General features: G+C 54.4%; 10 protein-coding genes. All 10 read left to right on the forward strand.

Annotated features, from left to right (window positions below):
• The first annotated feature begins 22 nt into the window (after positions 1–22).
• The 10 genes from PSEK12I1_RS0102520 (at position 23) to PSEK12I1_RS0102560 (ending at position 16785) form a co-directional block, all read left to right on the forward strand.
• A complete protein-coding gene (locus PSEK12I1_RS0102520; protein ID WP_231501033.1) occupies positions 23–907 on the forward strand; it encodes a cell wall-binding repeat 2 family protein in 885 nt (294 codons plus the stop codon).
• Positions 908–931: 24 nt separating this feature from the next.
• Positions 932–2044 carry a DUF4214 domain-containing protein gene (locus PSEK12I1_RS23460; protein WP_051399163.1) on the forward strand — a complete coding sequence of 371 codons (1113 nt, stop codon included), beginning with the start codon at positions 932–934 and terminating at the stop codon, positions 2042–2044.
• A 105-nt stretch (positions 2045–2149) separates the two neighbouring features.
• Positions 2150–4648 (forward strand): glycosyltransferase family 2 protein, encoded by a 2499-nt coding sequence (locus PSEK12I1_RS23465; protein ID WP_177323727.1) that lies wholly within the window; start codon positions 2150–2152, stop codon positions 4646–4648.
• The gene (locus PSEK12I1_RS23470) at positions 4641–7028 is read left to right on the forward strand and encodes a glycosyltransferase (RefSeq protein ID WP_051399160.1); all 2388 of its coding nucleotides are present in this window, start codon (positions 4641–4643) and stop codon (positions 7026–7028) included. The genes PSEK12I1_RS23465 and PSEK12I1_RS23470 overlap by 8 nt, the downstream gene beginning before the upstream one ends.
• Positions 7025–8839: a glycosyltransferase gene (locus PSEK12I1_RS24200; RefSeq protein WP_081737517.1), complete on the forward strand. Its 1815-nt coding sequence runs from the start codon at positions 7025–7027 to the stop codon at positions 8837–8839. The genes PSEK12I1_RS23470 and PSEK12I1_RS24200 overlap by 4 nt, the downstream gene beginning before the upstream one ends.
• 1 nt (position 8840) lies before the next feature.
• Positions 8841–10079: a hypothetical protein gene (locus tag PSEK12I1_RS24515; RefSeq protein ID WP_155951387.1), complete on the forward strand. Its 1239-nt coding sequence runs from the start codon at positions 8841–8843 to the stop codon at positions 10077–10079.
• An 11-nt stretch (positions 10080–10090) separates the two neighbouring features.
• Positions 10091–12313, forward strand: coding sequence for a glycosyltransferase (locus PSEK12I1_RS24205; protein WP_081737516.1), 2223 nt, complete (start codon positions 10091–10093; stop codon positions 12311–12313).
• An 11-nt stretch (positions 12314–12324) separates the two neighbouring features.
• Entirely contained in the window at positions 12325–13677 is a 1353-nt protein-coding gene (locus PSEK12I1_RS24210) for a DUF4214 domain-containing protein (RefSeq protein WP_081347953.1), read from the forward strand.
• A 25-nt stretch (positions 13678–13702) separates the two neighbouring features.
• Positions 13703–15469, forward strand: coding sequence for a type I secretion system permease/ATPase (locus PSEK12I1_RS23480; RefSeq protein ID WP_037006606.1), 1767 nt, complete (start codon positions 13703–13705; stop codon positions 15467–15469).
• Complete coding sequence (locus PSEK12I1_RS0102560; RefSeq protein ID WP_027600601.1) at positions 15466–16785, forward strand: HlyD family type I secretion periplasmic adaptor subunit; 1320 nt, start codon at positions 15466–15468, stop codon at positions 16783–16785. The genes PSEK12I1_RS23480 and PSEK12I1_RS0102560 overlap by 4 nt, the downstream gene beginning before the upstream one ends.
• The last annotated feature ends 18 nt before the right edge of the window (positions 16786–16803 follow it).

Below are 16803 nucleotides of genomic sequence, written 5' to 3' on the forward strand. Positions count from 1 at the left end.
GGTCACGGGCATTATGGATCAAATGGACGATTCACCCTTCACCTTCAAGACTCGGCTGCTCACCCTCGAGCCCGGTATGTATATCGTTCGATACGCATCCCAGGAGATCGCCGAGGAGCCTTGCCTTATCAGTCTCCAGCCTGCCCCCATCGGCAAGAGCTCGGTCGACTTCTTTCCTGGCGAAACGGTTGTCCGCAATACCCTTTCCCGTCTTGGCGACACGCTGATCGTGCGCGTCAAGAACGGCGCCGGAACCCTGCTTATCACCGAATACCAGCGTGCCGACCTACCGGTGCGCCAGGTCGATCTGCGTGTCGATCGGATCGATACCTCCGCTGACATCATTCGCTCCGAACAGCAGCGCAATGCTCCGGTTGTGGCCAACAAGGCTTTGGCGACCGCCGCACGAGTCGAGCGTAACGGCAATCCTATAGTGCTCAAGCTGATTGGCCATGTTCAGGCCCAAGGCGATGTCACGGCCAGCGAATGGGTCGGTAACGTCGAACAAGAAGCCCGTCTGGAGGGTTTCGCCATCGTCTGGCCCAACAAGCCTCAGGGCGTGGACGTTGCCTATAGCTGCAAGGTTGCAGATGTCCTGCAGCCCGCCGTTCTAAGCGGCAATTTTTCGGGTTCGCGCGGCAAGCGCGCACCTATTACCGCGGTGGCCATGGCTCTGGTCGGGCCGCGCCGCGCCGAATACGTTCTGGACGCCCAGGCGGTCTTTGCCGGATGCCCTCCGCAGGACCTCGTGGACGGTCAGGAAGTTACTGCCCAACAGGGGCAGGCCAAGCTAGTTGCTCTACATGTATCGATCACCCCCCGCATCGAGATGAACGCTGCCCGCTACCAGTCTCCCAGGGAAGATCTCACCCAAACCCCGCTTCATTCCGCGCAAGTCACGAACTGACGCGCGACCTAGGAGATTCTTTTCATGCAATACGATGCCGCCATTACCGCTTCTGCTCTGAACACCACCCTGACCTCCAACGCCGCTCTGAGCAGCAGCACCGTCGATGCCATTTCGACCCTTCTGAACCTGAGCAACACGACCGCCACTCTGCCGGTTGCAACCTCTACCGGTAGCAACCTGTCGGTCAACTTCGATGCCAGCGGTCAGATCGTCGCTCCGAAAGTGACCTTCTTCAGCGACCTGGGCGCAGCTGGTACTGACGTCACCGTGAGCATCCCCTCGGTTGTCGCCAACAGCTCGGCTATCCTGTTCAACACTGGCGCCAACGTGACTGCCGTCATCGGCAACTCCGCTGCCGTTACCCCGACTGCTGCCGTCGAAGGTTCGGATGCAGCTCGCGTGGTCGTGAGCGGTTCGGGCAACGACACCATCACCATCACCGACAACGTCAATACTTTCGTCGACGCTGGCGCCGGCAATGACAAGATCACCACCGCTGGTGGCAATGACACCGTTGTCCTGAACGGTGGCAACAACACGGTCAGCACCGGTGCTGGCAACGATGTGATCTACGCGGGTAACGGCGTCGACAAGATCGATGGCGGCGCTGGCTATGACGTCGTCAACGTCGGCAACCTGGCCAACTACACCGTTTCCGTATCCAACGGCAGCGTTGTGCTGAACAGCACCACTAGCGGTCAGGCAACTCTGACCAACGTTCAGTTCGTCGCCAGTGTAAACGGCACCGAAAGCCTCGCTATCGTCAACTCGCAGGCTGAAGGTATCGCCCTGCGTATGTTCGATGCAGTGCTGGGCCGTGACGCTGATGCCGGCGGTGCGCAGTACTACACCCAGCAAGTCAACGGTGGTACCAGCCTGTCCACCATCGCCAACAACTTCATCAACTCCGCTGAATACACTGCTGCCCACGGTAGCAACGTGTCTGATGCCAAGTTCATTCAGGACATCTACCAAGGTGCCCTGGGCCGTACCGCCGATGCGGAAGGTCTGGTGTTCTGGGCACAGCAGTTGGTAACCGGTCACACCCGTGCCGACGTAGTCGTAGGGATCGTCGGCTCTGCCGAATCCCAAGCTCACGACACCGGCGTCATCGTGGTCACCGGTCAGGTCTAACAGCACTTCGCTGACCTGAGACAAGACTTCCGGCCTTAGGGCCGGAAGTCTTTTTTAAAACGGTAGTACTCTGATCCACCTGGCTTTTCGCGGAGACCGATGCCCATGAGCCAATCGACACTCATGGAGCACTATCAGGCTCTGCTCCAGGCCGGACAGCCAGAAGAGGCTCAACGTCGTCTCGAACTGGCACTTCAGATTCCCGACCAGCGCCCAGTAGCACTGGTCTCCGCCGGTCTTGCGGCGCTCAATAGAGGCGCGCTGGATCAGGCTTTCCTGGCCTTGGCCGAAGCCAATACCAGTCTGGCCCGGCAGGGCGAAACGGCTGCGTTGCTCGCTCATGTGCTTCTGCAAAAGGGCGAGCCCCAAGCCGCCTACGATTTTCTCGCCGACCCGGCCAATCCTGCCCGTAATACTCCCGCGGTTCGGCTATTGCGTTTGCGTGCGCTCATTGCGCTACCGGGCGTCAAACCTGCGCAATTGGTCGAGCAGCTGCCCTACGTCAATAGCGCCGACGAACTGGCCGTGCTGTTGCAGCAACTGTCGCCACGGCGCTGGGGACACGTCGAATTCGATCCGGCCACCCAGGAAATTCGGGGTTGGGCTCTGGATACCCGGCATCCACAAACCCCGGTCAAGCTCACGTTGAAACTGGGCGATCGCCAACAGACCCTCGTTGCCAACCTGCCCAGTCCATTGCTGGCCAAGTCAGTCAATGGAGGGCGTCATGGTGGCATTCGCATCCGTTTGCCTGCTCCCCTCGGGCGTGTGCGCCTGTGCTGGGCGGATGGCAGCGAGGTTCTGGGCAGTCCCCTGGCGGCCGTCGAGCCCTTGCGGCCTATCCCAGTTGAAACACCGGTAGCGTCCATCGAACCGCTCGTGGATGTGCTCATTCCCATCTACCGCGGGCGTGAGGCATCGCTCGCCTGTATCCACGGCGTGCTCGATAGCCTGGACGCCAACCGGACCCCGATGAACGTGGTGGTGCTGGACGACGAAAGCCCCGAGCCGGAGTTGAGTCAGGCGCTGCGCGAACTGGCCGAGGCGGGCCGGATAGAGCTCCATCGCAGTCCGGCCAACCTGGGCTTCATCCGCAACATGAACCGGGGTATGGCGCTGCATCCTGGGCGCGATGTGGTGTGGTTGAACGCCGATGCGCGCGTCTGCGATGACTGGCTGGACAGGCTGCGCGATGCAGCCTACTCAGCTGCTGATGTAGCCACTGCCACCCCTTTCAGCAACAACGGCGAGCTGCTCAGCTTTCCGGAAAGCCGCAAGAGCCACGTCATGCCCACGCTGGACGAACAGCGTGCCCTGCATCGCCAGGCAGCTAGCGACCTGTCGGCGCCGCCCGAGATCGAGGTGGGTTGTGGCTTCTGCTTCTACATCAAGCGTCGCGCACTGGAGCAGGTCGGCCTGCTTGACGAGGTCCAGCTCAAGCGAGGTTATGGCGAAGAAACCGATTGGTGCCTGAGGGCCAAGGCCCAGGGCTGGCGGCACGTGGCAGCACAGCGGGCCTTCGTTGCGCATCGGGGCGGTGTTTCCTTTGGTGCGGAAAAGCTCGAGCGGGTGGCCTTCAACAACGCCATTCTCCGCCAGCGCTATCCTGGTGCAGAGCGCGCCTTCGAGCGCTTCTATCGTCACGATCCGCTCAAGCCCTACCGCCAGCGCCTGCAGCGCGAGCGACTGGCTGAGCTCGGCGCACAGCTGGCGACAGCCAAAAGCGACGCAGCCATCATCGCAACTGATCGACTGGATCTTCTTACGGCGCTGGGCGGCGACGGACCTGCCTTTGTACTGGCCTTTCGGCAGACGGATGCCGAGCTGAAGGTCAGCCTTCAGGTTCATGGCCAGGGGTTGCCGGTGCTCCTGGACTACCGTCTACCCGAAGATTTGGAGCAACTGATCACAGACCTGCAGCGGTTGCGGCCGAGCGCTCTGGACTACATTCAGCCGGAGCGCTGTCCCACCTTGCTGCAGACCCTGGCCGCACGGATCGGCGTACCCTATCGCCTGATCGATCCGGTCGCTGGTGATTCCTCCCAAGCTGCTGGCTTCCACGAGGCAGCTGGCGAACAGCGTGTGACCTTCGCCGCGCTCGCCACCGCGTTGCTGATGAGCAATCCCCAGGTCCCTGTGGCGGCGGGCGCACCTTTTGCGTCGCTCGACCAACCACCAGCCCAACGCCTGGGCAATATCCTGATCGCTGATTCCCTGGCAGATCCACGCCTGGCCCAGGCCTGGTTGCAGCTGGTTCGCCTGAGCCGGCGGCAGGGTCTGGCCTGCCGGTTCCTGCTTCTCGAGCGCACGCACTGGGAAAAGAGCCTGCTCGCCAGCGGTAATGTCAGCCCCTTGATCGAGCTACCCGGTGTCTCCCGGTCCCGGATACCTGCCCTGGCTGGCTGTACCCTGGCTTTGAGTCTCGAGGCCGCACCGGCCAGTGCCTGGTTTGCCCCTCAGATTGCCCGGCATACCGCTTTGCCCCTCTATGCACCCGCGGGTGCGGTCGCGACCGAAGCGGGCGCCCACCCCCTCAGTCTGCTGCCCGCGCCCCTGAATGCCCTGCTAGGCGACGCCCTTCCCGACAGGTTTCTCCATGACTGAACTCTCTCAAGCTCTCGCCCTGGTCACCGTGCAAGGTCAGATCCAAGGCCTTCACGGCAATGTACTGGAGGGCTGGGCCTTTGATCCTGCGCAGCCCGATCTGCGTCTGGCACTGGAGGTCGTCATCGATGGGGCTTCCGTAGCCTTGGTACGGGCGGATACCTATCAGCACGATCCGCTGGCCGGTGACGGCTTTCATGGCTTCGCTCTCCAGCTGCAGCCGGCCTGGCTCAGTGGAGCTCGGCGTATCGCCGTGCGGTTGGCCAACGAAGGCCCGTGGATCGGTGAACCCCTGGAGCTGCCCAACGAGAAGCCGCGCAAGGCCGAGGCTCAGGTACCGGGCAGTCAGGTCTGGTATGGCGGTGGTCTGGCCGTGGGCGGCTGGGTCTGGGATGACGCTACCCCGGGGCGTCACGTCGAGGTGAGGGCGCGCCTGGGCGATCAGATCGTCGCCCGTTGCCTGGCCGATCTGCACCATCCCGCCCTCATCTATCGCGCCGATGCCGATCATGGCTACAGCTTGGAGCTGCCTTGGCAATTCGGGGACGGCGAGCGTCGCGAAGTGCATATCGAAGACGATCAGGGCCGCCCCTTGCAGGGTAGCCCCATCACCGTCTGTTGCCACACCGATGGGCTCGGCGCACTGGTAGCCGCTCACTGGCCGGAGCAGGCCGATCCGGCACCCCGCGACCTGCTCATTCGCCTGGCGCGCGATTACGATCAGCGCTGCCCGCGTAGTGCCGGCTTCGGCCACTATCCTCAGTGGTTCGCTCATTACCAGCGCGCACCTCAGTATCCAGAAGCCGTGACCGGTAGCCGGATCGCCGTGCTGCTCCATGGGGACGCCGATGAAACCGAGCGGCAGGCGTGCCTGGACAGCCTGAGCCAACAACGCCTGCGACCTTTCACGCAGGCCGTCGCCGATCCCGCTGATGTGTCTACCTCCTTGCAGCTGCTACTGGAGGAGGGGGCCGAAGCCGTGCTGCTCCAGCCACTGGACAGCCGCCTGCTGCCCCACGCCCTCGATCAACTGGCGCTGGCTCTGCAACCGAAAGAGGCAGGCAAGCAAGCGGCCTGGGCTTTCGCTGATAGCGATCAGGACGGAGCGGATGGCCTACGTAGCAACCCCTGGTTCAAACCGAGCTGGGATCTGGACCTCTACCTGGGCGCCGATCTCTTTACCGCCGGCGCCCTGTTTGGCCGCGACATCATCCAGCGCGCCGTCCGACTGCTGAACGCAGCGCCCGAGCTGCCACGCGATCACGAAGGTGTACTCGCCGCCCTTATCCTGGCCACCGAGCAAGATAACCTGGGTGTCACCCGCGTGACCCAGGTGCTCAGCCATCGCAGTGCCAACAGTCCCGCAACGCCGGCCGCCTGCGATGCCGGCAAGCCGCAGCGTCTGGAGCGCTTGACCTGGCTGGTGAACAAGCTGCGTCCCGGTACCCGTCTGAGCCGCCAGTCCAAATTGCCCGGTGCGCTACGCACCCACTGGCCATTGCCCGAGCGACTGCCCAAGGTCAGCCTGATCATCCCTACCCGGGATGCCTACAATCTCCTGCATGCCTGCATGGAAGGTCTGCTGACCCAGACCGACTACCCGGATCTGGAACTCATCATCGTCGACAACCAGACCAGCGATCCCCAGACCCTGGAGTACTTCGACGAACTCAAGACCCGCGGTGTACGCATCCTGCCGCACCCCTATCCCTTCAACTACGCCACCCTGAACAATGTCGGTGCCGAGTTCGCCACGGGAGAATACATAGGGCTGGTCAACAACGACATCGAGATCCTGCATCCCGACTGGCTCAAGGAAATGATGAGTCTGGTCGTACGACCTGATGTTGGAGCTGTAGGCGCCAAGCTGCTGTGGAAGAACGATATGGTCCAGCACGCCGGTGTCGTCATCGGCATCAACGGCCTGGCCGCCCATACGGGCAACAACTGGCTGCGCAACGATCCCGGCTATCTGGGCTTCAACCATCTTGCTCGTCGTCAGAGCGCCTGCACCACCGCCTGCTTGATTCTGCGCCGCGACCTTTATCTGCAGATCGAGGGCATGGACGAGGTACGCCACCCCGTCGCCTTCAACGATGTGGACATGTGCCTGCGCATCAATGAGCTGGGCCTGAAGATCCTCTGGACGCCGTTCGCCGAGTTGATCCATGCGGAATCGGCGAGTCGGGGGAAGGACTCCACGGCGGACAAGGCTGCGCGATCCAAGAGAGAACAAAATCTCCTGCTGTCGCGCTGGGGGAGGTCATACAGGTATGACCCTGCCTATCATCCGTCTCTAAACGCGGACTGGGCATTGGGTACTTACGCCGGCATGAGTTTCTCATCCATGAACGGCGGTGCTTTGGGGGAGGGTAGATGAACTTCTCCCAATACTTCGAGGAGCCAAATAGTTTCGTATCAGCTACCCATTATTATTACGACGAGATTCCTGAACTAGGGGTGGCCGGGATTTCTAAGTTTTACCATATACACCTTGCGATATTGCAGTTGCGCGAAAAGAGTTTCCCAGGGATTTCATTGGAAAGTACTGATTCGCGTCTAGGTTTTTTGGGCTGGTGTGTAGTGCACGGCCGCAGAGAATATCAAGCGCTACGTGAGTTTTCCCAGTACTGGCGAGACCTATCTGTACCAGCAAGCCTCCCTAGAACCAGGTGGTCAGCCGGGATTTCCCGGATGCTGCAACTCGTAATAGCGGGGAGGCCAGACTTAAATATAGATAGCAGGCTAGCCACTGAAGATGATCAGCTAAAGGCGCTGGCATGGTTTTTTGTCGGCGGTGGGCTGGCGGATATCGGCATGACCGCGAAGGATGTACCGGCTTGGCAAAAGAGAGTTCTTTTCCATACTGATCAGATAGAGAAGACAATCTTCTCTCAGCTCATATATTCAGTCAGGCTAGACATACGTTCTGCTTTTGATCTAGGTGATAAAGAAGGTTTGTTAGCCTACCGCTCTTGGATCTACAACTGCGGAATAGTGGAAGCAGGCCTGTCTAATATCTTGAAGGCAAGACCTACTGCATGGCCGGCCTATGAAGAAAAGGCGGAAGAAAGCAGAAGTCTGGTTGGTGGCGTAAATCTCATAGGTTACGCCTATGGTGAGTTGGGCATCGGCGAAGATGTGAGAATGGCGGCCCGTTGTCTCATCGAGCGTGATATTCCTTTCGTAATCGTGAATGTGAAGCCAGGACAGGAGATAAGTCAGGGCGACCGGAGCCTGGAGGCATGGGTTAGCGACGAGCCAAAGTATGCGGTAAACATCATCTGCCTAACGGCGCTTGAGATGCTTCGGGTTTTCTTAGAGCAGGGGAGACGACTCTTCTCAGGTCGATACAATATAGGTTATTGGCCTTGGGAGCTGAGTTCGTGGCCTGAAAACTGGACGCATACCTTTTGCCTAGTTGATGAAATTTGGTGTTCGAGCCAGCATACTTTTTGGGCTATTGATCCAGTTTCCGCAGTGCCGGTAAAGCACATGCCTATGGCGGTATGGATTAATGCAAATCTCCCATCCGTGGTGGATTCTAGAGAAAAATTCAAGCTGCCTCTCGATAGTTTTATATTTATTTTTTCGTTCGATGGTAACTCTTCGGCATATAGGAAGAACCCAGCCGCTGTGTTGAATGCTTTTATATCCGCCTTTAAGGAGGAGCATAAGCAAGTTTTTCTCGTAATAAAAGCAATGAGAGCTACACAAGGTCCTGTCTGGGATCAGATAGTCGCTGAAGCTAAAGAAGATAAGCGAATTAAGATAATAGACGCTGTTCTTGCTAAGGAAGAGGTGGTTTCACTATATAACGCGTGCAACTGCTTTGTTTCCCTTCATAGAGCAGAGGGCTTTGGTCGAGGAATTGCTGAGGCGCTTTTGTTGGGAATGGACGTTATAGCTACCAATTATGGGGGAAACAGGGATTTTTGTATTGGTGAAGGTGCTTACCTGATCCCGTACAAAATGATTTCAGTGGGTTCGGACGAGTACGTCGAAGCTGTTGGCCAACGATGGGCAGATCCTGAGGTTGAGATCGCAGCTCAGGCAATGCGGCAGGTTTACCTAAAAAATGAAGGTAGGTATTTCGAAAAGCACGACATTTCGGAGTATGACGACTTGTTCGGCCTAAAAGAAATCGGGCGAAAGTACTATGATAGGTTGGCTGAGTTAGGATACGTTTGATATGGCACTTGATAATGACGCAGAGCTAATGTTAGGCGCCTATCAAGTTAAGCTCAGATTGAATGAAAATGTAAGCTCCGTAGTAATAATTCTTGCAGGAATTGGCAGCGATTTTTCCAAAGACCCTGAGTTTGACTTTCAAGGTGTAGGTAAGCCTTTTTTTAATCATTCATTTGTCTATGTAAAGGATAATAGTCGGTCGTGGTATACAAATCCCCATGGCTGGATGGACTTGGTGGATTTTATACAGGACCTTATTCCAGACAATACAGAGTCACGAATTACCCTTTTAGGCTTAAGCATGGGAGGAGCTGGGGTTTTAAGGTTGGCGAAGTATGTCAAAGCGGATAGGGTTGTCGCAATCTCGCCCAGATCAACTCTCTCGACCGATTTCGACATTCGTAACATCGAAATCGTAAATGCGGTTGAAAATCCGGAGTTGTTGGACTATTTTCCAGCGGCCGCAGGTGTCGAATATATCGTTCTATTCTCGATCGATGATTACGAAGATACACTGCATGTTGCGCGGCTTCCGTTCACTTCTTACTGGGTAAGAGGCGGGCATAATGTGGCCTATACCTTTAAGAAGCTGAATTTACTAGATGTGCTTTTCGAGGCGCTGTGCGCTCCCGTGCTTTCAATAGCGGATCTAGGGTTCAATAATTCGAATCTTTCGACATTTGACTGCGCTTTGCAAAGAAATAATACCAATTTTGAATTGGCGGCATGTGATGAAAGCATAATGCCTGAGTATCTATTCGATTCTTGGTATCAAAAAAAGCTCTTAGATTATTCGGCTAGTCAATGCAAAGGTCATCTTTTCTTTCCCATGCATTATCTCAGTAGAGTAGCGGGAGTAGAACTTGAGAGATATCTATTCTATGGATGGTCCTACCTGGAGGAGTGGGGCGTTTGGGGCATAGGTCCCGTCCACACGCTTGGTTTCCAGCTCCTTGATCACGGACGTGATTTTGATGTGCATGTCAACATCATGCTTGCGGTGTTCAAACCAAATCCTGAGTATGAACAGCATATTGAAGTCTTACTAAACGGTGAAGCCGTTTTTGACGGCTTCCTGAGTAATGAAAGATGCCTGCTGACCTTTCCTGCAGCGGCAAAGGACAATAGTATTGTTATCCTTACAAAAAATCATATATCTCCTGCAGAATGCGACATCGCTGGTGATGATAGAAGTCTTTCGGTGGGCGTTGAAGAAGTTTTCCTCAAGCCAGTGTTCTAATTGGAATAGACATGAAAAAAATTGAGAGAGTCCTCCTAGAAGGGTCTTTTTGTGGTGACTATAGCCTTGCAATCGTTAATAGAAGCATCGCTGTAGCCCTGCTGCAGGAAGGCTATGAGGTATACATAACCTCCTCGAACGAGGTTTTTGAAAAGATCGCTGCTGACAGTGAAGTCATCAAGGCTGGTTTGAGTGATAAAGTTTTTTCCCAGTCATCCAGCAATGATTTCGATTTGCACCTTTTTAATGATTGGCCAGTACACGTTGATCGGAAGGCCCCTCTGGTTGGAGCAATATGTTGGGCTTGGGAAGAGACTGTAGTTCCTTTTGAAATAGTCGATAAGTTCAACAGGGATTTCGATTTCGTTGCCGTTGCCAGCAAATTCACTGAAGACGCGCTGCTGGTCGGAGGACTGACCGTTCCGGTCTTCGTCGTTGGGGAGGGCGTGGATCACCTTGCCAGCTACTCCAAATTAGATAGGTTCGATAAAAAGAGCAAAGACAAATTTCAATTTCTTCATATTTCGTCCTGCTTCTGGCGGAAAGGGGTCGACGCACTGCTCAATGCCTTTAATGATGAATTCTCCGAAGACAATGGTGCAGAGCTCATCATTAAAACGTTTAGAAATCCGCACAATGGATGGCTCGATGAATTCGTAGATGGCTTGAAACCTTCGGTAAGGTCAAAGATAACGATAATCTATGATTCGTTGGATAGTGGGGACCTCGCAAGGCTTTACCTATCTGCAGATTGCACCGTGTTTCCAACTCGTGGCGAGGGGTTTCTACTTCCTGCTGCAGAGTCCATGCTTTATGGAACGCCGGTTATGGTGACGGGCTTTTCGGGGCATATGGATTATTGTAATCACGGAAATTCGGTGCTCGTAGACTATTCGCTGATTCAGTCTATATCTCACGTTTCTTTTCCAGGCTCTATGGTTGCAGAGCCTGATGTCATGAGCTTGAGGCGAGGAATGCGGCGTGTCCAAAAGTCCTCTCCGATTGCACTGGAAAAATTGGCAGCCGCCGGTATAGAAACTGCTAAATCTTTGACTTGGCGTTCAACGATAGTCCAGCTCAAGAATGGGTTGGAAAAGTCCTTTGGCAAAAAGAAGAAGGCTAAGGTAGTACGTGATATTTCCGTCATTTCGACTTGGGGGGTCGAGTGCGGTATCGCTACTTACAGCCAAGAGCTTCTGGCAGCCTCTTCAATGGCAGAAAGAATCAGGAACGTATTTTGTGAGCGGGTTGTTGCATTAGATGAAAATCAATCGTCGCCTGCTTGCCTTATTGCAAAGGAAGGCGCTGTCGACATTATTCCCGTATGGTATCGCCATAGTAAAGGCATTAAAGCGCTTATAACATCGCTTTTGGAAAGAGCGAGTGACGTGGTTGTGTTGCAACACCACTTCGGCTTCTTCTCGGTTGCAGATATTAATGACATCTCTATGGCGCTTCATTATGCAAATAAAAAGCTGATTCTAGAGTTTCATGGAATACCCGCTGAGGTGGATCTTTCCTTGATAGAGAGCTCTTATATATCACTGTCGATTGCACACAGCAAAGTGGACTTTGGTCGTCTCAAGGCGGCTGGGTTTGAAGATGTAATAAGAGTACCTCATGGAATAGCAGCGAGTGCTCAGGGCCTTGAGGCTAGACAGAGTAGGGATAATAAAGAGATAGTACTATCTACTTTTGGATTTTGCTTGCCGCACAAGAACTTTGAGGTTGTCCTCTATCTGGTCTCACTATTGAATTCGATAGGGGTCGCGTGCCGAGCAAAAATGCTGATTAGCGTCAAGAAGGAGCGCTCGAGTTATGATTACTTGCTTCGGCTCAAAGCGATCATCAGAGCACTATCGCTTGAAGATAAAATCCAACTGGACACTAGATTCAATTCGTTAGATACAGTCATAGCGGAGTTGGCTGATTCCGATGTGGCGGTTTTTCCCTACGCGGAGGTTCCTGAGTCGGCGAGCGGAGCTATCAGAGTCGCGATCCGCGCTGAAATTCCAATAATCTGTTCCACAGCAAGTATGTTCGATGAATTTGAAGGTGTCATTCCTCGTATAGATCCTCAATCTATCTATACGCTAGCAAGTAAGGTCTTGGAAGCGTCTTCGATAAGTGACTCTTCAAGACGTTTGAATGATGCTATCAAGTCTTTTGCACATGCAAACTCCTTTGAACGCATTGGAAGCTTCTACTCGAATGTCATTGATGCTTATTGCTAGTGGAACGTCTTATGGCTAAATACTCAGGTTTTGTTGATACCGTAAATTCAGATCTGATCGCGGGTTGGCTATATGACGCGGACTCTCCAAAAAAACGAATTGACGTGGTGGTTGTCCAGGGAGAGCAGGTATTGGGAAAAGCTACCTGTACGGAGTTTCGTCCCGACCTCTTGTCGCTCGGAATCGCCGATGGGAAGTATGGATTTCGTTTGGAACTCACGTCTAGCTTGTTAAATGTTAAGGCTCCGTTAAGCCTCTATTTTTACGATGAGGGAAAAATCCTGGCTTTTCCCGGAAAATCTGCCTTTGAGATTTTGGCAGGTGACGAACAGGATTTGGAAAAGAATAGTGCGTCTAATTTGTGGTTTAAGATAGTTGCTGCGAATCTGGAAGAGTTCGAGGGATGCCGGGAGCTGATAAAAGAGATTTTGCCGGGGGGCGGATCTCAACGTTTCTGGAAAGTCTTTCGTCATAAATTGCTCTCGGTTTCAGAGGAGCAAAGGCGAGAATTATTTATATGTTTGGCAAGAAATAATGGAGCCCTGGGAAGTGGCTTTCTGACCTCGGCTGATCGAATAAAGTCTTGGATGTCTGGTAGCGAGGTTAGATATTTTTCAAAAGGTGGCGTGCCAGTAATTGATAGCGCAGATCATGTCGATACAGCAACTGTCGTATCAGAGCTGTATATGATGGTGCTCGGACGCATGCCAGATGAGAAGGGTTTGAAAGATTACTGCTCTGCAATTGAGGGTGGTCTCTCCCTTGAGGAAGCTTGGGATAACTTGTCAAATAGCGATGAGTTTTTCTCGATGGACAGGGAACACTATGTCGATATCGATAGCAGGATAGTAGCCGGTGATGATAGCCATTATGAAAACTCCGATAGCTTACCCTTTGCCTCTTATTATAGAGAATGTCCAGGCGAGAATGCTTCCTTAAACGTCAACAGAGTTTCTTGTATGAAATCCGCTAGTGAAAAGCAGTATGTTGTTGCCTATTTGTCGAAAAGCAATGAGTTTTTCCTTGGGGAAGGTGTAGTCGTTGAAGGTATGTTCAATCAAGAAAATACCTCTATCATGCGAAGTGATCCGGGGTTTTTGCTCTATGGTATGAAACTGGATCTGGCGCCCGGAACTTATGTTCTTGATTTAGAGATAGAGGCAGCAGATTGGTCTGCTTATGCTGTAGATGTGGTTTCCGATTTTGGATTCCACAAGCTTTATCACTCCGACCTTTCGGGGTCCGCCAGCTTTCGCACTACCTTTCAAGTCGATGCGAACAATACCTTTGTAGAGCCGAGATTAATTACGCTTAACAATAATGCAAGTCTTAGGGTTGTCCGGCTTTTAGTTTATAAGAAATAATTGATCTGAGGGGTTTTCATCTCAAATGAAGGTCATCACAAAAACGGACCTGCAACTGGCTTTGGAGGCTTGTAGATCAAGCTTCCTGGCAGCAGGTTTCTTTAGTTTGTTTATAAATATTTTGCTCCTGGCTCCATCTTTTTATATGCTGGAGGTTTATGATAGGGTTGTTAGTAGTCGGAGCGTTACTACGCTTTTAATGCTTACAATCCTGATATCTGTGTTGATGGCGACCTACGGGGCTTTAGAGTGGATTCGTTCTCGCATAATGGTGAGGATATCAACTAAGTTAGACCTGTTGCTTGGCGAGCGCGTATTAGGGGCTAGTTTTAAGCAGTCGCTGTACACCGGTAGTACAGGGACTTCTGCCCAGCCTATGGGAGATTTAACAGGGCTGCGTCAGTTTTTAACCGGCAGTGGTGTTTTTGCCTTTTTTGACGCTCCGTGGATGCCTATATATATCGGCATCATGTTTTTTTTCCATCCGTGGTTTGGGATGTTGACAGTCGTTGGCGCATTAGTAGCAACTGCTCTTGCTTTTGCAAATGAACGCGCTACAGCAAAAAGGCTATCTGAGGCAAATAAAGAGAACAGCGCTGCTTTGAGCTTGGTAGGAATGGCGCTGCGTAATTCTGAAGTCCTGTCGGCCATGGGAATGCTTCCTAACCTGACCAAAAAATGGAAGGTGAGAAATTACAAGACGCTTGCTCTGCAGGGCAGGGCAAGCGAGATGGGTGGAGCGATTTCTAATATATCGCGTACTTGGCGAATACTCCTGCAATCATTTGTGCTTGGACTGGGTGCTTATCTTGTCATCAACAACGAGATCACGCCTGGACTCATGACAGCTGCCTCTCTGCTGATTGGTCGGGCACTCGCGCCTATTGATCAAATGATTGCAAACTGGAAAGGCTTCGTTAATGCACGTGGACAATATGCTCGATTGAACGAGGTATTGAAGCAGATTCCAGCAGAGCCCGAGCGGATGTCTTTACCTGCTCCGACTGGAGATCTTTCTGTTGAACAACTGGTGGTTACGCCTCCCGGCGCTCATCTTCCTGTACTCAAAGGGATTAGTTTTCGAGCCCCTCCCGGCGCTTCTGTTGGTGTCCTAGGCGCGAGCGCTGCCGGTAAATCTACCTTGGCACGGGCGCTCCTTGGAATCTGGCCTGCTCAGAGCGGAAAAGTGCGCTTGGATGGGGCAGACATGTTCCACCTTGATCGAGCAGCGGTAGGTCCATACCTCGGTTACCTGCCTCAGGACATCGAGCTTTTCGAGGGTTCTATAGGTGACAATATCGCGCGCTTCGGTGAGGTGGATGCGGCAAAGGTGGTTGAGGCTGCCCAGATCGCGGGTGTCCACGAAATGATCCTCCGCTTGCCCCAAGGCTATGACACCGTCATCGGTGCCCATGGCGGTGCTTTATCGGGTGGGCAGCGTCAGCGTATCGGACTAGCGCGTGCCATATACGGCGATCCGAAACTGGTCATCCTTGATGAGCCGAACTCCAATCTGGACGACGTCGGTGAGCGCGCGCTGGGCGAGGCTCTTATAAAGCTGAAGCAGAAGGGCACTACGCTCTTCATCATTACCCACAGGGTCAGCGCCCTGGCCTATGTGGATAACCTTCTGGTACTGAGCGAAGGCCAGATCGTGATGTCCGGAGCCCGTGATCAGGTACTGGCTCAGCTCAAGGCGCAGCAGTCCGGTGGTCCGCAGCCAGTGGCTAATCCAGGTTCGGTTACCCCCTTGCCGCCCAAGCCTGGTAGTGCAGGAGGAGCGCCCGCATGAAAGACGTCTACATGGAAGCCGAGGCCGCGGGCCTGAAGGTCAATGATGCACCTGTGCGTCGGTTGGGCTTCATCATTCTCTTTGCCGTGTTCGGTATTGGCGGCGGCTGGGCAGCACTGGCGCCGCTCAATAGCGCGGCCTTCGCCACAGGCGTGGTGGCGGTAGACAGCTACCGCAAGTCGGTCCAACACCTGGAAGGCGGTATCATCCGCGAGGTGCGGGTGCACGACGGCGACGACGTCAAGGCTGGAGACGTGCTGATCGTTCTGGACAGCACCCAGGCGGGTTCGGAACTGGAGGCGACCCGTGGTCAGCTGATCGCCGCCCAGGCGCAGGAGGCCCGGCTCATCGCCGAGCGTGACGACGCCAATGACATCACCTTTGGCGCGAGTGACTTTCCCACCGCGGATAAGCGGGTCCAAGAGGCGCGCGCCAGTGAACGGCAAATCTTCATAGCAGGCCGCGATGCGCGCCGTGGTGAGATCGACGTTTTGAAGAATCGCGCCGCAGAGCTCGAACAGCAGATTCGTGGTTACAACGAAGTCATCGCCAGCAAGGAGAGTCTGGCGAAATCCTATGCCAGCGAGATCAAGGATCTCACCGGCTTGTTAAAAGAGGGTTTTGTCAGCAACGAGCGTCTTCGTGACCAGGAGCGCAATCTCTCCCGTCTGCAGGCAGAGATCGCCGATCAGCGTTCGGCTATCGCCCGGGCCAAGGTCCAGATCGGCGAGACGCGGCTGCAGATTCTGCAGACTACCCAGAAATTCAAATCTGACGTGGCGAGTCGTCTGGCTGATACCCAGTCGCGAATCTACGAGGCTCGCGAGCGGGTAGGGGCGTTGCAGGACAAGTACAACCGGACCGAGGTCAAGGCACCGGTCAGCGGCATGGTGATGAACCTGGCGGTGCATACCATCGGGGGCGTCGTGCAATCCGGCACCAATCTGCTCGATATCGTGCCGGATGCGGCCAAGCTCATCGTCGAGGTGCATATCGAACCAAAGGACATCGACCGGGTAGAACTGGGGACCAAGGCCGAGGTTCGTTTCAGTGCCTTCAGCAATGCCACCACCCCCATCATCGAAGGCGAATTGGTCTATGTGTCAGCCGACCGGATCACCAATGAGCGCGACGGTACGCCTTACTACCTGGGTCGGGTCAAGCTGACCGAACAGGGCAAGAAGGATCTCGGGCATCGGGAACTGGTCGCGGGCATGCCTGCCGACGTGCTGATCAACACCGGTTCGCGCACCATGCTGCAATACCTGCTCAAGCCAGCGCGCAATGCCATGGCTCGCTCGATGATCGAGGAGTAGAGCAGACATGAACGCCAA

This window comes from Pseudomonas sp. MOIL14HWK12:I1 (assembly GCF_000510705.1).
Classification (GTDB): Bacteria; Pseudomonadota; Gammaproteobacteria; order Pseudomonadales; family Pseudomonadaceae; genus Chryseomonas; species Chryseomonas oryzihabitans.